The 19,592-nt window shown below is 69.0% G+C and carries 19 protein-coding genes and 2 pseudogenes; 15 read left to right on the top strand and 6 right to left on the bottom strand.

The window, feature by feature from the left end; genetic code table 11:
* Positions 1-7 precede the first annotated feature (7 nt).
* Genes OVA21_RS01790 through OVA21_RS01775 form a run of 4 tightly spaced genes read left to right on the top strand, consistent with a single transcriptional unit; the run spans position 8 to position 3,697 of the window.
* On the top strand, positions 8-1,069 hold the full coding sequence (locus OVA21_RS01790) for a thiolase domain-containing protein (RefSeq protein ID WP_206473824.1): 1,062 nt from the start codon (positions 8-10) through the stop codon (positions 1,067-1,069).
* Positions 1,066-2,274: a thiolase domain-containing protein gene (locus OVA21_RS01785; RefSeq protein WP_268091648.1), complete on the top strand. Its 1,209-nt coding sequence runs from the start codon at positions 1,066-1,068 to the stop codon at positions 2,272-2,274. Before OVA21_RS01790 ends, OVA21_RS01785 begins: the two co-directional genes overlap by 4 nt.
* A complete protein-coding gene (locus OVA21_RS01780; RefSeq protein ID WP_268091647.1) occupies positions 2,271-2,789 on the top strand; it encodes a nuclear transport factor 2 family protein in 519 nt (172 codons plus the stop codon). Before OVA21_RS01785 ends, OVA21_RS01780 begins: the two co-directional genes overlap by 4 nt.
* Before the next feature lie 2 nt (positions 2,790-2,791).
* Positions 2,792-3,697, top strand: coding sequence for a TIGR03619 family F420-dependent LLM class oxidoreductase (locus OVA21_RS01775; RefSeq protein ID WP_268091646.1), 906 nt, complete (start codon positions 2,792-2,794; stop codon positions 3,695-3,697).
* Between the two features lie 31 nt (positions 3,698-3,728).
* On the opposite strand, the gene OVA21_RS01770 is transcribed toward OVA21_RS01775, so the two are convergent.
* Positions 3,729-4,190, bottom strand: a complete 462-nt coding sequence (locus tag OVA21_RS01770; RefSeq protein WP_268091645.1) for a hypothetical protein — start codon at positions 4,188-4,190, stop codon at positions 3,729-3,731.
* Between the two features lie 88 nt (positions 4,191-4,278).
* Between OVA21_RS01770 and OVA21_RS01765 the strand changes: the two are divergent.
* Positions 4,279-5,058 (top strand): annotated as a pseudogene (locus OVA21_RS01765) (transposase); the annotation flags it as partial.
* A 44-nt stretch (positions 5,059-5,102) separates the two neighbouring features.
* Here OVA21_RS01765 and OVA21_RS01760 read toward each other — a convergent pair.
* Positions 5,103-6,458: an IS256 family transposase gene (locus tag OVA21_RS01760; RefSeq protein ID WP_216824164.1), complete on the bottom strand. Its 1,356-nt coding sequence runs from the start codon at positions 6,456-6,458 to the stop codon at positions 5,103-5,105.
* 52 nt (positions 6,459-6,510) lie between these two features.
* Between OVA21_RS01760 and OVA21_RS01755 the strand changes: the two are divergent.
* Positions 6,511-7,035: pseudogene (locus OVA21_RS01755) on the top strand (ISL3 family transposase); the annotation flags it as partial.
* Position 7,036: 1 nt separating this feature from the next.
* Here the strand turns inward: OVA21_RS01755 and OVA21_RS01750 are convergent.
* Together OVA21_RS01750 and OVA21_RS01745 are read right to left on the bottom strand one after the other, a co-directional pair.
* Positions 7,037-7,630: an alpha/beta fold hydrolase gene (locus tag OVA21_RS01750; RefSeq protein ID WP_268091644.1), complete on the bottom strand. Its 594-nt coding sequence runs from the start codon at positions 7,628-7,630 to the stop codon at positions 7,037-7,039.
* Positions 7,631-7,845: 215 nt separating this feature from the next.
* Positions 7,846-9,090, bottom strand: a complete 1,245-nt coding sequence (locus OVA21_RS01745) for a cytochrome P450 (RefSeq protein WP_096906029.1) — start codon at positions 9,088-9,090, stop codon at positions 7,846-7,848.
* Positions 9,091-9,333: 243 nt separating this feature from the next.
* On the opposite strand from OVA21_RS01745, the gene OVA21_RS01740 reads away from it, so the two are divergent.
* The 4 genes from OVA21_RS01740 (at position 9,334) to OVA21_RS01725 (ending at position 13,224) form a co-directional block, all read left to right on the top strand.
* Positions 9,334-10,500, top strand: coding sequence for a steroid 3-ketoacyl-CoA thiolase (locus OVA21_RS01740; protein ID WP_120284542.1), 1,167 nt, complete (start codon positions 9,334-9,336; stop codon positions 10,498-10,500).
* Between the two features lies 1 nt (position 10,501).
* Positions 10,502-11,086, top strand: a complete 585-nt coding sequence (locus OVA21_RS01735; RefSeq protein WP_268091643.1) for a GNAT family N-acetyltransferase — start codon at positions 10,502-10,504, stop codon at positions 11,084-11,086.
* On the top strand, positions 11,083-11,592 hold the full coding sequence (locus tag OVA21_RS01730; RefSeq protein ID WP_326493457.1) for a nitroreductase family deazaflavin-dependent oxidoreductase: 510 nt from the start codon (positions 11,083-11,085) through the stop codon (positions 11,590-11,592). Before OVA21_RS01735 ends, OVA21_RS01730 begins: the two co-directional genes overlap by 4 nt.
* Positions 11,593-11,811: 219 nt before the next feature.
* Entirely contained in the window at positions 11,812-13,224 is a 1,413-nt protein-coding gene (locus tag OVA21_RS01725) for a hypothetical protein (RefSeq protein ID WP_268091642.1), read from the top strand.
* A gap of 79 nt (positions 13,225-13,303) precedes the next feature.
* Here the strand turns inward: OVA21_RS01725 and OVA21_RS01720 are convergent, their stop codons facing one another.
* Together OVA21_RS01720 and OVA21_RS01715 are read right to left on the bottom strand one after the other, a co-directional pair.
* Positions 13,304-14,221, bottom strand: coding sequence for an SDR family oxidoreductase (locus OVA21_RS01720; RefSeq protein WP_256820079.1), 918 nt, complete (start codon positions 14,219-14,221; stop codon positions 13,304-13,306).
* A 25-nt stretch (positions 14,222-14,246) separates the two neighbouring features.
* Positions 14,247-15,020, bottom strand: coding sequence for an SDR family oxidoreductase (locus OVA21_RS01715; protein WP_163375488.1), 774 nt, complete (start codon positions 15,018-15,020; stop codon positions 14,247-14,249).
* Positions 15,021-15,096: 76 nt separating this feature from the next.
* On the opposite strand from OVA21_RS01715, the gene OVA21_RS01710 reads away from it, so the two are divergent.
* The 5 genes from OVA21_RS01710 (at position 15,097) to OVA21_RS01690 (ending at position 19,507) form a co-directional block, all read left to right on the top strand.
* The gene (locus OVA21_RS01710; protein WP_256820078.1) at positions 15,097-15,900 is read left to right on the top strand and encodes an enoyl-CoA hydratase family protein; all 804 of its coding nucleotides are present in this window, start codon (positions 15,097-15,099) and stop codon (positions 15,898-15,900) included.
* A complete protein-coding gene (locus OVA21_RS01705) occupies positions 15,897-16,826 on the top strand; it encodes a CoA transferase subunit A (RefSeq protein ID WP_120284551.1) in 930 nt (309 codons plus the stop codon). The genes OVA21_RS01710 and OVA21_RS01705 overlap by 4 nt, the downstream gene beginning before the upstream one ends.
* The gene (locus OVA21_RS01700) at positions 16,826-17,611 is read left to right on the top strand and encodes a CoA-transferase subunit beta (protein WP_154828927.1); all 786 of its coding nucleotides are present in this window, start codon (positions 16,826-16,828) and stop codon (positions 17,609-17,611) included. Before OVA21_RS01705 ends, OVA21_RS01700 begins: the two co-directional genes overlap by 1 nt.
* Positions 17,608-18,690, top strand: coding sequence for an NAD(P)H-dependent flavin oxidoreductase (locus OVA21_RS01695; RefSeq protein ID WP_067711823.1), 1,083 nt, complete (start codon positions 17,608-17,610; stop codon positions 18,688-18,690). Before OVA21_RS01700 ends, OVA21_RS01695 begins: the two co-directional genes overlap by 4 nt.
* Positions 18,691-18,844: 154 nt before the next feature.
* Positions 18,845-19,507, top strand: coding sequence for a hypothetical protein (locus OVA21_RS01690; protein WP_268091641.1), 663 nt, complete (start codon positions 18,845-18,847; stop codon positions 19,505-19,507).
* Positions 19,508-19,592 lie beyond the last annotated feature (85 nt).

Below are 19,592 nucleotides of genomic sequence, written 5' to 3'. Positions count from 1 at the left end.
ACCACCCGTGACCCCCAACGCTCCCCGGGACGTGGCCGTCGTCGGATTCGCCCACGCCCGCCACACCGAGTCCACCTTCGGCACCACCAACGGTGTCGAGATGCTCGCCCCCGTCTTCGCCGAGTGCTACCGGCAGACCGGACTGGACCGCACCGACATCGACTTCTGGTGCTCCGGCTCGTCCGACTACCTGGCCGGCCGCGCCTTCTCGTTCATCTCCGCCGTCGACTCCATCGGCGCGGTCCCCCCGATCTCCGAGTCGCACGTCGAGATGGACGCCGCGTGGGCGTTCTTCGAGGCCTACCTCAAGATCGCCTCCGGCCAGGCCGACACGGCCCTCGTCTACGGGTTCGGCAAGGCCTCGGCCAGCACCGACCTCGACACCGCCCTGGCGCTGCAACTCGACCCCTACACCGTCGCCCCGCTGTGGCCCGGCCGGCACCACGTCGCCGCACTGCAGGCCCGCGCCGGCATCGACGCCGGCCGGTGGTCCGAGGCCGAGATGGCCGCCGTCGCCGCCCGCGCCACCGGCCGCGACGAGACGGACCTTCTCGCCGAGCCGTACGTGGCCGACCCGCTGCGTCAGCACGACTGCCCTCCCGTCACCGATGGCGCCGGCGCCATCATCCTCGCCTCCGCCGACCGGGCCCGTGAGCTGGTCGACACCCCGGCGTACATCACCGGGATGGAACACATCGCCGACTCCGCCGAGTTCGGCGCCCGCGACCTCACCGACTCCCCGTCCGCACGGGCCGCCGCCGTCCGTGCGTCCGGCTCGTCCGGTGACCGCCCCGACCTGGGCGGCGTCTCTGTGGCCGAACTGCACACCCAGTACACCCACCAGGAGCTCCTCCTGCGCGGCGCGCTGGGCATCTCCGACGACGTCGCCGTGACCCCGTCCGGCGGCTCGCTGCTGGCCGACCCGCTGTTCAGCGCGGGCCTCGAGCGCATCGGCTACGCCGCGCACAGCATCTGGGAGGGCCGCTCCGAGCGCGCACTCGCCCACGCCACCAGCGGCCACCTGCTGCAGCAGAACCTCATCTGCCTCCTGGAAGGACGCACCGCATGAGCGCCCCCGCATCCGGAACCCACGGCTCCGGTCTGCCCGCTGCCGTCCTCGGGACCGGCCAGACCCACCACGTCGCCCGCCGCACCGACATCTCCATGGCCGGGCTCTGCCGCGAGGCCATCGATGCCGCCATGATCGACGCCGGGGTCGGCTGGGACGACATCGACGCCGTGATCGTCGGCAAGGCCCCCGACCTGTTCGAGGGCGTCATGATGCCCGAGTTGATGATGGCCGACGCTCTCGGCGCCGTCGGCAAACCGCTGCTGCGCGTCCACACGGCCGGGTCCGTCGGCGGCTCGACCGCTGTCGTCGCCGCGTCACACGTCCAGTCCGGCCGCTACCGCCGGGTCCTCGCCGTGGCGTGGGAGAAGCAGTCCGAGTCCAACGCCATGTGGGCACTCAGCCTGCCCGTACCGTTCACCGCGCCCGTCGGGGCCGGCGCGGGCGGTTACTTCGCCCCCCACGTGCGCTCCTACATCCGCACCACCGGGGCGCCCGAGCACGTGGGCGCGATGGTCGCGGTCAAGGACCGCCTCAACGGCTCGGTCAACCCGCACGCCCACCTCAAGCAGCCCGACATCACGGTCGACAAGGTGCTACAGGGACAGATGCTGTGGGACCCCATCCGGTTCGACGAGACCTGCCCCTCCTCCGACGGCGCGTGCGCGATCGTCATCGGCGATGCCGAGGCGGCCGAGGCCGTGGAGTCCGCCGGCCGACAGGTCGCGTGGGTCCACGCCACCGCGCTTCGCACCGAGCCCGGGCCCTTCGCCTACCGCAACTACCGCAGCCCGCAGGCCGGCCGCGACGCCGCCGCCGCTCTGTGGGCCGAGGCCGGGATCACCAACCCGGCCGAGGAGATCGACGCGGCCGAGATCTACGTGCCGTTCTCCTGGTTCGAACCCATGTGGCTGGAGAACCTCGGGTTCTGCGCGGAGGGCGAGGGGTGGCGCATGACCGAGTCCGGCGCCACCGCGCGCGACGGCTCCCTGCCGGTCAACCCGTCCGGCGGCGTGCTGTGCTCGAACCCCATCGGCGCGTCCGGCATGCTCCGGTTCGCCGAGGCCGCCCGCCAGGTGATGAATCGAGCGGACGAGCACCAGGTCCCCGGCGCACGCAAGGCCCTGGGCCACGCGTACGGCGGTGGATCCCAGTACTTCTCCATGTGGGTAGTGGGGACCGACCGTCCGGAGCGTCACTCATGAGCAACCCCTATCTGGACGACGACGGGCAGTACCGCCCGCTCGAGATGAGCGACGCAGCGCTGGCGAGTCCCGCCTACGCCGCCGCGCGCCGCTCGTGGGCCGCGACCAACACCGGCGACCGCGACGCCTGGATCGCCGGGTGGAACCCCGAGGGCACCATCGAGGATCCCGTGGGTCCGTCGATGTTCGACGCCGAGGGCATCGGCCACACCGGCACGGAGAGGCTCCTGGAGTTCTGGGAGAAGGCCGTGGCCACCCCGGATCACATCGAGTTCCGGTTCGACCGCGGGATCGCTGCGGGCGACGAACTCCTCTGCATCGGCACAATGCGCACCCACATCGGCTCCAGCATCATGGAGATCGACATCGCCGTGGACTACCGCGTCGACTCCCAAGGCCGGCTCGTGAACCTTCGCGCCTTCTGGGAACAGGACGTGGCCATGGCCTCAGGACTGCGACCGCTGACCGACGACGACCGGGCGGCCATCGCCGGCGCCGCAGGAAAGAGCGAGTGACCATGAGCCGCGTAGCGGACGTCGAGTTCTCCGTCCCCGTCTCCTTCTCCCCCGTCGACCAGTACCTCGACATCGCACACGGCGCCGAGGCCGCGGGCATCGACCGGATCGTCCTGCCCGACTCCCTGTTCCACCCGCGGCGTCAGGACAAGGACTACCCGTACACGCCGGACGGCTCCCGGATGTGGGACGAGAACACCGAGTGGGTGGAGCCGCTCATCGCCTGCGCCGCCATGGGTGGGGCGACCTCCCGGATCCGCTTCTGCCCGCAGGTGCTCAAGGTGGGCCCCCGCAACCCCCTGCTGCTCACCCGGCAGGTGGGGTCGGTGGCGTTGCTCACCGGCAACCGGCTGGACCTCGGCGTGGGCATCGGCTGGGACCCCAACGAGTTCGAATGGTGCGGCGCGCCGTTCAAGGGCCGCGGCAAACGCACCGACGAGTCGCTGGCCATCCTGCGCGAGGGCCTGCGGGGCCAGTGGATGGAGTTCCACGGCAACCACTTCGACTTCGACGAGCTCATCTTCACCCCGGCGCCGTCCGAGCAGGTCCCCTTCTACGTCGGCGGCCACACCGAGATCGCGCTCAAGCGCGCCGCCCGCGTAGGCCAGGGCTGGACCAGTGCGATGATGGGCTTCGACGACATCGTCGCCACCGTCACCCGCCTGGGCGAACTGCTCGAAGAGCAGGGGCGCTCGCTGGCCGACCGCGGCGACGGCAAACGCTTCGCCATCCAGGTGGTGTGCCTGGACCGCTACGGCTCGAAGGGCTTCGCCGAGCTGGCGGAGGCCGGCGTCACCGACATCATCGTCATGCCGTGGCTGATCGAGGGCCACGGGTACGACTGCACGGCCGAGCAGAAGATCGAGTCGATCGCCCGCTTCGGCGAGAAGTACGGCCTCAGCGGCTAGTTGCACGGGGCGCTTCGGCGCGTGATGCCCCTCAGGCGGGCAGGTGCGCAGCGACGTCGTCCAGGCAGGCGAGGATCGCGCCGTGCGTGTCCTGCGTGGCCTCCAGATGCATCAGGTGTCCCGCCGGCGCCGTGATCGCGCGGACCATCCGCACGTCGTCGTGGTAGCGGTCGAGCTTGGTCAACGGGTCGCGGCCGTGGAAGCCCTCGAGGTCCGGGTCGTGCTCGGAATAGAGGAAGTAGAAGGGCACGGGGTTGGTCTGCCGCTCGAACTCCTGTCGCGCGTTCCAGCTCACGTCCATCGCCCGGTACCACTGCAGTGGCCCCGCGAACCCGGTGCGCGCGTACTCCTCCTCGTAGGTGTCCATCTCCTCGACCGACAGCCACGGCCACGGCAGCGGTGGCGCCTCGGGCAGCGCGTCGAGATAGGTGGAGCCCGGCGGATGTTGCCACACGTCGAGGTAGTGATAATCCGGCTCTTGTGACCTGTCCATGGGTCGTTCGGTGGATCTCGGGTAGAAGCACGCCGTTCTCGGCTTAGGTTTTGGGTGTCTAAGTCCAAACCGAAGAGCGGAGAACGGCGTGCGAGGTGTCAGCCTATGGCGTGCGGTGCTGGGCGTCGAGAGAACGGTTATCGAGAACGTCGAGTTCGACCACAACGAGCAGATCGTGGTCGCACATGTTCGCCCTCGAAGGGGGTACTGGGCCCGGTGCGGCGTCTGCGGGACGCCGGCGGCCCGGTACGACAACGGCGCTGGCCGACGCCGCTGGCGCAGTCTGGATATGGGCTCAACGATGGTGTTTCTCGAGGCCGATTCGCCGCGAGTGAGCTGCCCCGTGCACGGTCCCACTGTGCGTCAGGTGCCCTGGGCCCGCCACGGCGCCGGTCACACCAGACCCTTTGACCAGCAGGTCGCGTGGCTGGCCACGCAGTGTTCCAAGAGCGCCACGTGCCAGCTGATGCGCATCGCCTGGCGCACGGTGGGGTCGATCATCGCCCGCGTCTGGGCCGACACCGTCGCCGGTACCGATCCGTTGGCCGGTCTGCGGAGGATCGGAATCGACGAGATCTCCTACAAGCGCAACTACAAGTATCTGACCATCGTGGTCGATCACGACACCGGTCGCCTGGTGTGGGTTGCCATTGGCCGGGACAAAGCCACCGTGCAGGCGTTTTTCGACGCTCTCGGGGCCGACCGGTGTGGGCAGATCACCCATGTCACCGCTGACGGGGCGAAGTGGATCGGCGACGTCGTAGCCCGAGCGTGCCCCGAGGCGGTGCGCTGTACCGATCCGTTCCACGTGGTCAAGTGGGCCACCGATGCCCTGGATGAAGTGCGTCGACAGGTGTGGAACGAGGCCGAGCCTGTCAAGATAATTGTGTGAGTTTTGGTTAGTGATGTCTGTCACATGTGGGGGTCGAAGCGTTCCGGGTAGGCCAGTGCGAGTTCGGCCAGTGCGGCTCGCCAACCGTGGATGGTGGCGCCTTCGACGAGTCTGGGGATCGATTTCCGGGGGCCTGCGTGGCCGTCTGCTCGGCGTTGAGCGTCCTTGGCGCGTTCTCGGTCTCGTCGGTCCTCGATGTTGCGTATGGCTAGCCATAGCAGCTTGATCGCGGCGGCATCGCTGGGGAAGTGCCCGCGGTTCTTGGTGATCTTGCGCAGCTGGTAGTTCAGCGACTCGATCGAGTTCGTGGTGTAGATCAGCTTGCGTGTGGCTGGGCCGAAGGCCAGGAACGGGATGAACCGCTCCCAGGCGGCCTCCCACGACCTGACGGCGGTGGGGTACTTGGCGCCCAGCGGCGATTCGGCGAAGGCCTCCAGTGCGGCTCTGGCGGCCTCGGCGTTGGCGGCGGTGTAGATCGGCTTGAGTGCCTTGGCCACGTTCTTGCGGTCGCTGTAGGACACGAACCGCATCGAGGCCCGGATCAGGTGCACCACGCAGGTCTGCACCTCGGCGAAAGGCCAGGTCGCGGCAATCGCCTCGGACAGTCCGGTCAGCCCGTCGCAGGCCACGATCAGGACGTCTTTGACGCCGCGATTGGCCAGTTCGGCGCACACGCTGGCCCAGAACGCCGCGCCTTCCTTGGCCTGCACCCAGATGCCGAGCACGTGCTTGACGCCCTCAAGATCGACCCCGACCGCGATGTGGGCAGCGCGGGTCTTCACGTGGGCTCCATCGCGGATCTTGATGTGGATCGCGTCCAGGAACACCACCGGGTAGAACGCCTCCAACGGGCGGTGCTGCCAGGCGGCGACTTCGTCCATGACCGCGTCGGTGACGTTGGCGATGGACTCGTGCGACAGCTCCACCCCCAGGGTCCGCGCGAGGTGGTGCTCGATCTCCCGGACGGTCATTCCGCCGGCGTACAGCGAGATGATCTGGTCCTCCAGCCCGCCGAGCCGGCGGGCGCCCTTCGGGACGAGCTGGGAGGCGAACGAGCCCTGCCGATCGCGGGGCTGATCCAGCTCCACCGGGCCGACCTCGGTGGCCACGGTCTTGCGCGAAGTGCCGTTGCGGTGGTTTCCGTCCCCGCCACGGGCGTGGGCATCGCGGCCCAGATGCTCGGTCAGCTCGGCGCCCATGCCCCGCTCAAGGACGGCCTTGAGCATCTCGTTCAAAAAGCCGTCCTTGCCAGTCAACTCCAACCCTCGCGAACGGGTCTCGGCGAGTACGTGATCAATCAGCGCATCCGAGAACACCTCCCGGCGAAGCCCAGCAGCATCTGATACATCCGTAGCGTCGTGGTCGTCAACAGCCATAGCGTTCATGATTCCTCCTCCGGCTCAACTCACACAGACCATCTGACACGCCCACGAGGCCCGCGGCGACAAACGGCAACTGCGTGAACGTCGTCTGGCCAACAAGGTCAACCGGGCCCGCGGTTACGCCCGGGACATCAAGCACGCCCGATATGCGCTCTGGAAGAACCCCGAGAATCTCACCACCCGGCAGAGTGCCAAGCTGGCGTGGATCGCCAAGACCGAACCCACCCTGTACCGCGCCTACCTGCTCAAAGAAGGCCTGCGTCTGATCTTCCAACTCCCGATCGACGAGGCCAGAGACGCCCTGGAAGCGTGGATCAGCTGGGCCAGACGATGCCGCATCGAACGGTTCGTCCACTTGCAGCGCACCATCTGCACCTACAAGACCGAGATCCTTGCCTCGATCGAACACGGCCTCTCCAACGGGCTCATCGAATCGGTCAACACCAAGATCCGCCTCATCACCCGAATGGCCTTCGGCTTCCGTTCACCAGAGGCCCTCATCGCCCTGGCCATGCTCAACCTCGGCGGCCACCGTCCCACCCTCCCCGGCCGCCAAAAGGCCCACGCATGAGTCATAAGAGCCGATAATCCGCCGACAATGCCCAGAAGACGCGGGTGAGGAATTCACGCTCGCGCCCCGCCAGGTCGGCCTCGGCCACACCGGGCTGCGCGAAGTAGTGCAGGTGGAGGAAGTGCTTCTGCGCCATCATCGCGGACGCCTCCAGGGGCGGGACCGACCCGGCGGTGCTCATGAACGGGTTCTCCATCCCGATCACCGCGCGGACCCGCCAGGGTTCGAGGTGGCATGTGTCGTAGGCGACGCCGGCGCCGAAGTCGAAGCCCACCAGTACCACCCGGTCCGCGTCCTCGGCATCGCAGACGGCCACCACGTCGTCGACGACCTCACGCGGGGCGTAGGCCGCGACGTCCGAGGGCGCGTCCGACCCGCCCATCCCGCGCAGGTCGGGGGCGATGACCCGCCATCCGGCCGCGGTCAGGACGGGGATCAGGCGATGCCACGTGAACCAGAAGTGCGGGAAACCGTGCAGGAGAACCACGGTCCCGGGGCCGTCGCCGGTCGGCGCCGTGGCGGGTCGGGGGTCCGGGTCAGCGACCACGTAGTGCAGTCGGACGCCGTCACGGTCGACGGTGCGGTGGTCGATCATGGGGGCTCACCTTGCCTGTTCGATGGGGCCGACGGGATCGGTTCGGGGTGTGTGCGAGGTCGGACGACGACGCCGACGACGACAAGGTCACCCCTCCCCCGAGACGAGAGCCCCGGCCCGGCCTGCGGAACAGGCGGGACCGGGGCTGACCGGCCGGGGGCCGGGTCTGGCTGCTCGCTGTGTCAGGCTCGCTGTGTCGGGCTCGCTGTGTCAGGTCAGTGCATGACCGGGCACTTGAAGTCGACCTTCCAGTCCTGGATCGCGTTGAGCCAACCCGAACGCAGACGCGTCGAGTCCCCCAGCGAGGTGATGTCCGGCATGTGATCGGCGATCGCGTTGAAGATCAGCTCGATCTGCAGCTTGGCCAGGTTGGCGCCGATGCAGTAGTGCGGGCCGTTGCCGCCGAACGTCAGATGCGGGTTCGGGTCGCGGGTGATGTCGAACGTGAACGGATCGGAGAAGACGTCCTCGTCGAAGTTCGCCGAGCCGTACATGATCGCGGCACGGTCACCCTTCTTCATGGTCACCCCGCCGATCTCCACGTCCTCGGTGGCGGTGCGCTGGAACGAGGTGATCGGGGAGGCCCACCGCAGGATCTCGTCGTAGGCGGTCGCCGGGCGCTCGCGCTTGAACAGCTCCCACTGGTCGGGGTTCTCGAGGAACGCGATCATCCCGTGGGTCGTGGCGTTGCGGGTGGTCTCGTTGCCCGCCACCGCGAGCAGGACCACGAACCAGCCGAACTCGTCGGAGGTGAGCTTCTCGCCGTCGACATCGGCCTGGATGAGCTTGGTGACCAGGTCGTCACGGGGGTCGGTCTCGCGCTTGGTGGCCAGCTCCTGGGCGTAGGAGAGCACCATGGCGTTGGCCATCTGCGACTCCTCGACCTTGCCGGGGACGTCGTAGCTGGTCATCTGGTTGGACCACTCGAAGATCTGGTGACGGTCCTCCAGCGGGATGCCGATGAGCTCGGCGATCGCCTGGAGCGGGAGCTCGGAGGCGACGTCGACGATGAAGTCGCCGCTGCCCTTCGCCGCCGCGGTCTCGACGATGTTCTTGGCCTTCTCGGCGAGGTGCTCGCGCATCTTCTCGATGTTGCGCGGGGTGAACCCCTTCGAGATGATCCGCCGGTACTTCTTGTGCTCCTCGCCGTCCTGGTTGATGAACAGCAGGCGGGTGAGCTCGACGATCTCCCGCTCGGTGCCGGGGGCGAAGCGCGGGATGGCGGTGTTCTCGAAGGTGGAGAAGACCTCGTTGGTCCGGCGCGAGATCTCCTTGACGTCCTCGTGCTTGGTGACGACCCAGTATCCGTCGTCGTCGAAACCGTCGACCCCGGGGTCCTTGGCGCACCACCAGATCGGCTCGGTCCGGCGGAGGTGGGCCCACTCGGGATGCGGTAGGCGCTTCTCGTAGAGCTCCGGATCCGTGAAATCGAACCCCTCGGGAATGGTGACTGGCTGCACTGGCACTCCTTGACCACGTCTGATTGCGTCTCGTGCTCGAACGGCGCCGGGACATCTCTGCCCTCACCCCGCAATGTAATCTAGAACACGTTATAGGCACCATACTGGAACACGTTCACTTCTGGGTCGTCGTTCCTGATCGCCCGGAGCGCCCGGTCGCCCCCCGCACCGCGAACTCGGAATCCCCCGCCGGGTGACGTAAACTAGAACTCGTTCTAACCTTGCTTCCGAAGGAGCGCATCCATGGGAAATCCCGTCATCGTCGAGGCCGTCCGGACCCCGATCGGAAAGGCTCGCGGCGCACTGTCGGGCCTGCACCCCGCGCACCTGCTGGGGGCCTCGCAGAAGGAGGTCATCCGGCGCGCCGGGATCGACGCCGCGCTCGTCGAGCAGGTCGTCGGAGGGTGCGTCACCCAGGCCGGCGCCCAGGGGAACAACGTCACCCGCGGCGCCTGGCTCGCGTCGGGACTGCCGTGGCAGACGGCGTGCACGACCATCGACTGCCAGTGCTCGTCCGCGCAGCAGGCCAATCACTTCATCGCCAACCTCATCCACGCGGGGGCGATGGACGTCGGGATCGCGTGCGGCGTCGAGTCGATGAGCTGGATCGCGCTGCGCGCCGCCGTCGGCGACGGCTCCAACGGGATGCCGCGCCCGGACGACTGGGACGTCGACCTGCCCGACCAGTTCACCGCGGCCGACCGGATCGCGAAGCGCCGCGGGTTGAGCCGCGCCGACCTCGAGGAACTGGGTGTCCGGTCCCAGGCCAACGCGAAGCGCGCGTGGGAGGAGGGCCGCTTCGATCGCGAGACCTTCGCCGTCGACGCCCCCGAGCGCCTCAAGGACGGCACCTACACCGGTGAGACGGTGACGGTCACCCGCGACCAGGGGTTGCGCGACACCACCGCCGAGGCACTGGCGTCACTCAAACCCGTCATGGAGGGCGGACTGCACACCGCCGGCACCTCCAGTCAGATGTCCGACGGTTCGGCCGCCGTCCTGCTCATGGACGAGGACGTGGCCAGGGCGCACGGACTGACGCCGCGGGCACGGATCCTCCACCAGGCACTCGTGGGCGGCGAGCCCGAGTACCACCTCGACGGCCCGGTCCAGGCCACCCAGCGGGTACTCGACCGCTCCGGCATGTCGATCTCGGACTTCGATCTCTTCGAATGCAACGAGGCGTTCGCCTCCGTGCTCCTAAGCTGGGCGCAGGTGCACGGGCCCGACATGGACAAGGTCAACGTCAACGGAGGGGCCATCGCGATCGGCCACCCCGTCGGCAGCACCGGGTCGCGGCTCATCACCACCGCCCTGCACGAGCTCGAGCGCACGGACGGCGAACGCGCCCTCATCACGATGTGCGCGGGAGGCGCCCAGGCCTCGGCGAGCATCATCGAGAGGATCTGACATGAGCAACGCCATCGAGACGGCCGCGAACCGCCGGCGGGAGGTCTTCGCCGCCGTGTCGTCGGCCGACGGCCCCGAGGACGCGGTCCGCGCCATCGCAAGCCTGCTATCGGTGTCCCCCACCGAGGCGGGCGAGGTCCTGCGGGCCCCACTCGAGGCGTTCGCCGGCTCCCCCTCCGGAGGGTCGGCCGGAGGGGCCGGACAGGGCTTCACCCTCCGGCCTTTCACCGAGTCCGAGGAGCATACGTCCCTCTATCACGCACGCTCGTCCGATGAGACGTCCGCGACCGGCGGGACCTGGGACCGGGAGAAGACCGAGCAGGAGTTGCGGAACGGTCTGGACCGTATCGAGGCCGAGTCGGCGATGTGGTTCGTGGCGGTCGACACCGACCGTGACGCGCCCATCGGGCTCGTCTTCGGTGAGCAGATCGACAACGGTGACGTCGATGTGGCCATCTGGATCCGCCCCGAGGAGCGCAAGAAGGGCTTCGGGCTCCGGTCGCTCAAGGAGAGCCGCCGCGAACTCGCCGCGTTCTTCCCCGGCAAGCACCTGATCGTCCGTGCACCGATGGCCGGTAACCGGTGAGCGGAGCCGGTCCCGGCCCCACACCCGAGACCGGCGTCGACGACCCGCGGCGGGGCGCGCCGTGGGTCGTGGGCGTCATCAAGGTGATGTCGCGGGTCAACACGTGGGCGTACCGGGTGTCCGGCGGGCGGATCGGCGGCTCCTGGCGAGTGGGTTCCGCACTGCGGGCCCCGGTGCCCGTGTGCCTCGTGACGACGACCGGCCGCAAGTCCGGCGAGCCGCGGACGGTGCCGCTGCTCCACCTCCCAGACGGGGACCGGGTCCTGCTCGTCGCTTCACAGGGCGGCCTCCCCAAGCATCCCCAGTGGTACTACAACGTGCTGGCCGACCCGAACGTCACCGTCCAGGTGGGTCGCAGTCGTCGCGCGATGACGGCGAGGGAGGCGACCCAATCCGAGCGCGCCGAGTTGTGGCCCAGGCTCGTCGAGCGCTACGCGGACTTCGCCGACTACCAGGCCAACACCAGCCGGGTCATCCCGGTCATCATCTGCGAACCGAAGACCTGACCGAGGCGACCGGCTGAGGCCGGGGTTCCCGACCGGGAGCCCCGGCCTCAGCCGTTTTTGGCACCATTGACCCCAGGTGACACTTCTGCACCAAATCCTTATCAATCCATTGACACCGCCCTTTCCTTAGGGGATTCTCACCTGTAGCCGACGACTCAAGCAGTACGTATGCGGATGAACAGCGATCCCGGGGGATTGCTCTCAGGAAAAGGGGATTTAATGAACAGGTCAACACGGGCTGTCGCGATCGCAGCCGCCGCGACCCTCGCGGTGTCGGGGGCGACCGGTACGGCCAGCGCCCAGGACTTCGGCAGCATCGGGGACCTACTGGACCCGATCGGGGCCATCCTCGACCCCTTCACGGGCTCCGCCGGTGACCTCGCCGGAGGCTCCGCCGGCCTCAGCCCCCTGGAGGGGTCTTCCGACCTCGCCGGCCTCGGCAGCAGCAACCTTCTCGGTGGCTCGTCCGATCTGAGCTCCGAGCCCCTCGCCGGCTCGTCCGACCTCACCGGCCTCGGCAGCAGCGACCTCCTCGGCGGCTCGTCCGATCTGAGCTCCGAGCCCCTCGCCGGCTCGTCCGACCTCACCGGCCTCGGCAGCAGCGACCTCCTCGGCGGCTCGTCCGACCTGGCCCCTCTCACGGGGTCCACGGGCATGGGCTCGCTCGGGATGATGCCGCTGTCCACCGAGCTGCTCGCGGGCTCCGGCGACGTGGGTTCCGACGATATGGCCCCACTGTCGACCAACCTGCTCGGCGGCTCGGCGGAATTCGGTTCGTCCGACCTCGCGCCGCTCGTGGGCTCTGAGGAGATGGCCCCGCTGTCCACCAACCTGCTCGGCGGCTCCGCCGAGTTCGGTTCGTCCGACCTCGAGCCCCTGACCGGTTCCGACGGCATGGGTTCCACCGGCATGTCGCCGCTGTCCACCGAACTCAACCTCCTCGGCGGCTCCGCGGAACTGCCCCCGCTGTCCGCCAACTTCCCGGACGGTTCGACCGAGGGCATCGGCGGCTCTGCGGAGCTCGTCGGTGAGGGCATCGCCGGGTCGCTGACCAACGGTTCCGCCAACCAGCTCGCAGGGTCGGTGGAGAGCAACTCCGCCGACCCGATCATCGGCTCGATCGCCGAGGGCGGCATCCTCCCGGCGCTGTCCGGTTCCATCTCGGAGACCTCCGGATCCCTCTCGGGCAACGGCGGATCGACGGGCCAGAGCTCCGATCTGATCACGGGATCGACCGGAGGCAGCGCTGAGGTCATCACCGGTTCGTTCGGTGAACTCACCGAGGTCAATGGCTCGCTCACCGCGCTCACCGGGTCGCTCGAGAACGGCTCCTTGCAGGGCACCTTCTCGACCAACCTGGGTTCGGAGATGGGCGCTCTCGCCTCCCTCGAGAGCTTCGCCAGCCTCGGCGAGAGCGGCACGGGGAGCCTGCTCCCGGTCCTGGCCCTGGGAGCGTCCGCCGGAGGTGGCGCCATGGTCGCGACGGCCGCCGCGAACGGGACTCTCGCTCTCCCGCCGCTGCCCGGCCTGCCGCCGCTGCCGACCGTCTGCGACCTCCCGCAGGCCCAGGTCGACCAGTTGGCCGGCCTCGGTTCCGTCGACGCGCAGCAGTGCCCGGAGCCCGGCGCCTGACCTCGCCCGCCCCAACCGGCTCGCGAAACGAGGAACCCCGCACCATCACGGTGCGGGGTTCCTCGTTGTCGTGGCGGAGTCAGCGAGCCCCGTAGACCGGCACCGGGGTGGGCGACTCGTCGAGCAGACGGGGCACGAGCGACCCGAGCTCCGCGGGCTCCCACTTAGCACCCTTGTCCTCGGACGCGGCACGCTGCCACCCGTCGCAGACGGTGACCTTGCCGCCCTCGACCTCGAACACCCGACCGGTCACCTGCGCCGACTCCTCGGAGCCCAGCCACACGACCAGCGGCGAGATGTTGGCCGGGTCCATGGCATCGAAGGACCCGTCCTCGGGCGCGGCCATCTGCGAGGCCATTCCCTCCCCCGCGGAGGTGGTCATGCGGGTCCGCGCGGCCGGAGCGATGGCGTTGGCGGTGACCCCGTAGCCCTTCATCTCGGCGGCGGTCTGGATGGTCAGCAGCGCGATGCCGGCCTTGGCCGTGGCGTAGTTGCCCTGGCCCACCGATCCGAACAGTCCGGCGCCGGACGAGGTGTTGATGACCCGGGCCTGGCGCGGGCGACCGGCCTTGGACTCGGCGCGCCAGTATTCGGCGGCGTGCCGCAGCGGCGCGAAGTGGCCCTTGAGGTGGACGTTGATCACGTTGTCCCAGTCCTGCTCCCCCATGCCGACGAGCATCTTGTCGCGCAGGAAGCCGGCATTGTTCACCAGGACGTCGAGCCCTCCGAAGGTGTCGATGGCCTGCTGGACGAGCTCGCGGGCCCCCTCCCACGAGGAGATGTCGTTCCCGTTGACCACGGCGTCGCCGCCGGCGGCCTTGATCTCCGCGACGACCTGCTCGGCCGGGGACTCCCCGACGTTCGATCCGTCCAGGCCCGCCCCGAGGTCATTGACCACGACCTTGGCGCCCTCGGCGGCGAAGGCCAGCGCGTGTTCGCGGCCGATCCCGCGGCCGGCGCCGGTGACGATGACGACGCGTCCGTCGCAGATTCCCATGGTTGTTCTCCTTGTTCGTGGGTGGTCAGTGCTTGTTGTCGGCGGTGGACGCCGAGAGGAACGCAGGCTTCTCGCCGCCGCCGTGGACCAGCAATTCGGCCCCGGTGATGTACGCGGCCAGGGGCGAGGCCAGGAATGCTGCGGCCTGGCCGACGTCCCGCGGGTCCGCCATCCGGCCCATCGGGATCGTCGCGTCGACGGCCGCCACGCCGTCGGAGTCCCCGTAGTGCATCTCGGCCAGCTCGGTCTTGACCGGACCCACCACGACGGAGTTGATGCGGACCGCGGGCGCCCACTCCACCGCGAGGGACTGCGTGAGCGAATCGACGCCCGCCTTTGCGGCGCCGTACGACGCGGTGCCGGGCGAGGGCCGGTGCCCGGAGACGGACGAGATGTTGATGATCGCCCCACCGGTCGGCTGCATGACCCGGTTGGCCTCCTGCGCCACGGTCAACGCCGACAGCAGGTTGAGGGCGACGATCTTGGCGTGGAAGTTGGCGCTGGCCTCCGCCGCCAGGGCGAACGGTGCGCCCCCGGCGTTGTTCACCACCACGTCGAGCCGCCCGTGGTCGGCGACGATGCCGTCGATCATCGCGCGCACCGCCTCGGCGTCGCGGAGATCGACGGAGTGGAACTCCAGATCGGCCACGTCGGAGCCTTCATCGGCGGGCCGGCGCGCGCAGGTGACGACCACCGCGCCGGCCTCCCGGAAGACCGTGCTGATGCCGGCGCCCACGCCGCGTACGCCCCCCGTGACGAGGACGACCTTCCCCGCCAGACCCAGATCGATGTTCGTCATGCGTGCTAGCCTACCAAGCAAGCGTTTGGTTAGTCACTGTGCCGTCCCGGACGGCGGTGGCGTGGGAAGGAGCTCCATGGGCATCAACGTCGACAAGGGCGCAGACGGGATAGCCACCGTCACGGTCGACTACCCACCTGTCAACGCCATCCCGTCCGCGGGATGGTTCGAACTCGGCGAGCAGATCCTCGCCGCGGGCCGCGACCCCGACGTCCACGTCGTGATCCTCCGAGCCGAGGGCCGGGGATTCAACGCGGGCGTCGACATCAAGGAGATGCAGGACTTCGAGGGGTTCGACCACCTGCTGGCCGCCAACCGCGGTTGCTACGTCGCGTTCAACGCCGTCTACGAGTGCGCGGTCCCCGTGATCGCCGCGGTGAACGGGTTCTGCGTGGGCGGCGGGATCGGCCTGGTGGGCAACGCCGACTGCATCGTCGCCTCCGACGATGCGGTGTTCGGCCTGCCCGAGGTGGACAGGGGGGCGCTCGGCGCCGCCACGCACCTGGCCCGGATGGTCCCCCCGCACATGATGCGCACCCTGTATTTCACGTCGCGCAACGTCACGGCGCAGCAGCTCCACTCGTGGGGCACCGTCTACAACGTGGTCCCCCGCGACCAGCTGGACGCCGCGGCACGCGACCTCGCGGAGACCATCGCGGCCAAGGACACGCGGGTCATCCGGGCGGCCAAGGAAGCCATCAACCACATCGACCCGGTCGACGTGAAGTCCTCGTATCGCATGGAGCAGGGTTTCACGTTCGAACTCAACCTCGCCGGCGTGGCCGACGAGCACCGCGACGAGTTCGTCAAGACGGGCCAGAACTTGGACAAACGAGACACACGAGACAAGCGATCCGAGAGGACGGGCGAGAACAAGTGAGCAGCACCCCCACCCCGCGCGACAAGCGCACGAGCCTGGACGAGGCCGTCTCGCGCCTCTCCAGCGGCATGACGATCGGCATCGGCGGCTGGGGTTCCCGACGCAAGCCGATGGCGCTGGTCCGCGCGATCCTGCGCCGCGAGGACCTCACCGACCTCACCGTCATCACCTACGGCGGCCCGGACCTCGGCCTGCTGTGCTCGGCCGGCAAGGTCTCCAAGGCCTATTACGGCTTCGTCACCCTGGACTCGGCCCCGTTCTACGACCCGTGGTTCGCCGCGCGCCGCACCGAGGGTTCGATCATCTCCCGCGAGATGGACGAGGGCATGGTTCGCGCGGGCCTCACCGCCGCCGCGCAGCGCCTGCCGTTCCTACCGACCCGCGCAGGCCTCGGTTCGGACGTCTTCCGGTTCTGGGGCGACGAGCTCAAGACCGTCGACTCGCCGTACCAGGTCGACGGCAAGACCGAGACCCTGGTCGCGATGCCCGCCCTGCGCATGGATGCCGCGTTGATCCACCTGGACAAGGCGGACAAGCACGGCAACGCCGCGTTCACCGGCGCCGACGGGTACTTCGACGATCTCTACGCCATGGCCGCGGACACCGTCCTGCTCGAGACCGACGAGATCGTCGATTCCGCGGACGCCCTGATGAACGAGGTCGGCCCGCAGCGCATGCTGCTCAGCCGCATGTTCGTCGACACCGTCTCCGAGGCCCCGAACGGCGCCCACTTCACGTTCGCGGGTGGCTACGGCCGCGACGAGGCGTTCCAGAAGCACTACGCCACGTCCGCGAAGGATGAGACGTCGTGGAAGGCGTTCGTCGACGAGTTCCTGTCCGGGTCCGAGGAGGACTACCAGAAGGCCGTCACCGCGTTCGCGGAGAAGGTCGCTGCCGAGAAGGCCGCCCAGAAGGGAGCCAAGTGATGTCCGACGTCACCACCGAGTCCGCCACCACTCAGTCCATCAGCAGGGCCGAGTACTGCGCTGTCGCCTGCGCGGAGATCTTCGCCGGCGCCGGTGAGATCTTCGCCTCCCCCATGACCCCGATGGCCACCATCGGCGCGCGTCTGGCCCGGCTCACCACCGAGCCGGACCTGCTCATCACCGACGGCGAGTACCGATTCCTCGGCCAGACCCCGCCGCTGGGCAAGACCATCGACTTCGAGGGGTACATCCCGTTCCCCCGCGTGTTCGACGTCCTGCAGGCCGGCACCCGCCACGTGGTGATGGGCGCCAACCAGATCGACCGCTTCGGCAACCAGAACCTCTCCGCGTTCGGTGACGACGTGCAGAAGCCCACCCGCCAGATGTTCGGCCTGCGTGGGGCGCCCGGCAACTCGATCAACCACGCCACCAGCTACTGGGTGGGCAAGCACTCCTCCCGGGTCTTCACGGCGAAGGTCGACGTCGTCTGCGGCGTCGGTTACGACCGCTACACCGAGGGTGACCCCGCCTTCCGTTACCACCACATCCACCGGGTGGTCTCCAACCTGGGCGTGTTCGACTTCGGCGGCGCCGACCGCAGCATGCGTGCGGTCAGCCTGCACCCCGGCGTCACGGCCGACGAGGTCGCCGAGAACACGGGCTTCGAGATCGAGGGCCTGGCCGACGCCGCGGTCACCCGCGCCCCCTCGGACGAGGAGCTGCGCATCATCCGCGAGGTGCTGGACCCGCGCGGGTTCCGCGACCGCGAGGTGCCGGCCGCATGAACGCGCCGACACTGTCCACGGCATTCACCGAGCTCGTCGGTGTCGAGTACCCGATCGTCCAGACGGGCATGGGCTGGGTCTCCGGACCCGAGCTGACCGCGGCCACGGCCAACGCCGGCGGACTGGGGATCATCGCCTCGGCCACCATGACCTACGCCGAGCTCGAGGACGCCATCGTGCGGACCAAGAAGCTCACTTCCAAGCCCTTCGGCGTCAACCTCCGGGCCGACGCCGAGGACGCCGCCGAGCGGTGCGAGCTGATGATCCGCCACGGGGTGAAGGTCGCGTCGTTCGCCCTCGCGCCCAAGCCGGAGCTGATCGCCCGGCTGAAGGAGAACGGCCTCGTCGTCGTCCCCTCCATCGGCGCGGCCAAGCACGCCGTCAAGGTCGCCTCCTGGGGCGCCGACGCGGTGATCGTCCAGGGCGGTGAGGGCGGTGGACATACCGGCCAGGTCGCCACCACCCTGCTCCTCCCCAGCGTCATCGACGCCCTCGGCGGCGCGGGCAACACCTCGATCCCCGTGGTCGCCGGCGGCGGTTTCTTCGACGGCCGCGGACTGGTCGCGGCACTGTCCTACGGCGCCGCCGGCGTCGCGATGGGCACCCGCTTCCTGCTCACCAGCGACTCGCAGGTGCCCGACGCCGTGAAGAAGCAGTACCTCGAGCGTGGGCTCCAGGACACCGTCGTCTCCACCCGTGTCGACGGCATGCCGCACCGCGTCCTGCGCACCGGCCTGGTCAACGCCCTCGAATCGGGCAGCCCCCTCAAGGGCATGGCCGCCGCCGTCCAGAACGCCAATAAGTTCAAGTCCATGACCGGGATGAAGTGGCAGCAGCTGGCCAAGGACGGCCTCAACATGAGGAAGGCGTCCGACCGGACATGGCAGCAGATCGTCATGGCCGCCAACACCCCGATGCTGCTCAAGGCCGGGCTGGTCGAGGGCAACACCGAGGCCGGAGTCCTGGCCTCCGGACAGGTCGTGGGCATGATCGATGACCTGCCGAGCTGTGACGAACTGATCCAACGGATCATGACCCAGGCTCACGAACGCCTGGACGCGCTTCGCGAACTCGGCTGAGACACCATCGGACGGACGCCCCCACCTGTGTTCACAACAGGTGGGGGCGTTCGTCTTCGATAATCCCCACGTGTGGCGAACTCTTGGCTTACCCTTAGGCAGTTCACATATCAGGCGGGCTCGGCCCGTCCCATCCCCTCCGGAGGAACCCCTCATGTCCCGTACTGCTCTCCGCACCGCCGCCGCCCTCGGCGCGGCCACCGCACTGACCGTCGCCGGCGCCGGCGTCGCGGCCGCGACCACGGCCGACACCGCGACCGACGGCAATACGGTCTCGGTGACCTTTACGCTGGACGGGGGCTTCATCGACGGGGACGCCTGCGGTGCGCTTCTCGCGCCGACCTCGACGGCCGCCACCCTCGCGGGTCAGCTCGCGACCGCCACCGACACGAATCTCCTGGCCACTCTGCAGAACATCAGTGAGGCCCCCGGAGTGGAACTCCTCAAGGCCAACGGCTCCCCGGCCGTTCTGCTGGGGACCTTCGGCGACATCGGCGTGGACTCGGCCACCGTGTCCGCCACCGTCGACTCCAACGTCTACGCGCTGGTCACCTACTGCTCGTCCGATGACGCGCCCGGGGTCACCCCATTCCTCCTCGTCGGCGATCCGGTCGAGGCCGTTATGGGCAGTGTCGCCACCGGCAGCGAGGGTGACCTGCTCGGCACTGCGTCCGCGATGCTCGGGGAGGCCGACGGCGAGGCCGGTGGCGGCCTCGGCCTCGACACCCTCTCGTCCGCGCTCGGCGGCGAGGCGGAGGGCGAGCTCGACCTGGCCGTCCTGTCCTCCGCGCTGGGCGAGACCGACGCCGCCAACTGACCCCTCACCGCGTCGGCCCGCCGGCGCATGAGACGGGCCCCGCACCGGCTGGTGCGGGGCCCGTCCCGTCGTTCGGGGGTCGTCG

The sequence above is a fragment of the Dietzia sp. SL131 genome (assembly GCF_026672565.1).
GTDB lineage: Bacteria > Actinomycetota > Actinomycetes > Mycobacteriales > Mycobacteriaceae > Dietzia > Dietzia kunjamensis.
This window is presented reverse-complemented; position numbering and strand designations above follow the sequence as displayed.

Bases quoted from the DNA above. Each gene is read 5' to 3' on its own strand.
- OVA21_RS01690 (WP_268091641.1), top strand. From the start codon at position 18,845: ATGTCCCGTACTGCTCTCCGCACCGCCGCCGCCCTCGGCGCGGCCACC.
- OVA21_RS01735 (WP_268091643.1), top strand. From the start codon at position 10,502: ATGAGCAACGCCATCGAGACGGCCGCGAACCGCCGGCGGGAGGTCTTC.
- OVA21_RS01780 (WP_268091647.1), top strand. From the start codon at position 2,271: ATGAGCAACCCCTATCTGGACGACGACGGGCAGTACCGCCCGCTCGAG.
- OVA21_RS01700 (WP_154828927.1), top strand. From the start codon at position 16,826: ATGTCCGACGTCACCACCGAGTCCGCCACCACTCAGTCCATCAGCAGG.
- OVA21_RS01740 (WP_120284542.1), top strand. From the start codon at position 9,334: ATGGGAAATCCCGTCATCGTCGAGGCCGTCCGGACCCCGATCGGAAAG.
- OVA21_RS01720 (WP_256820079.1), bottom strand. From the start codon at position 14,221: ATGGGAATCTGCGACGGACGCGTCGTCATCGTCACCGGCGCCGGCCGC.
- OVA21_RS01760 (WP_216824164.1), bottom strand. From the start codon at position 6,458: ATGGCTGTTGACGACCACGACGCTACGGATGTATCAGATGCTGCTGGG.
- OVA21_RS01785 (WP_268091648.1), top strand. From the start codon at position 1,066: ATGAGCGCCCCCGCATCCGGAACCCACGGCTCCGGTCTGCCCGCTGCC.
- OVA21_RS01750 (WP_268091644.1), bottom strand. From the start codon at position 7,630: ATGATCGACCACCGCACCGTCGACCGTGACGGCGTCCGACTGCACTAC.
- OVA21_RS01775 (WP_268091646.1), top strand. From the start codon at position 2,792: ATGAGCCGCGTAGCGGACGTCGAGTTCTCCGTCCCCGTCTCCTTCTCC.
- OVA21_RS01770 (WP_268091645.1), bottom strand. From the start codon at position 4,190: ATGGACAGGTCACAAGAGCCGGATTATCACTACCTCGACGTGTGGCAA.
- OVA21_RS01715 (WP_163375488.1), bottom strand. From the start codon at position 15,020: ATGACGAACATCGATCTGGGTCTGGCGGGGAAGGTCGTCCTCGTCACG.
- OVA21_RS01710 (WP_256820078.1), top strand. From the start codon at position 15,097: ATGGGCATCAACGTCGACAAGGGCGCAGACGGGATAGCCACCGTCACG.
- OVA21_RS01725 (WP_268091642.1), top strand. From the start codon at position 11,812: ATGAACAGGTCAACACGGGCTGTCGCGATCGCAGCCGCCGCGACCCTC.
- OVA21_RS01695 (WP_067711823.1), top strand. From the start codon at position 17,608: ATGAACGCGCCGACACTGTCCACGGCATTCACCGAGCTCGTCGGTGTC.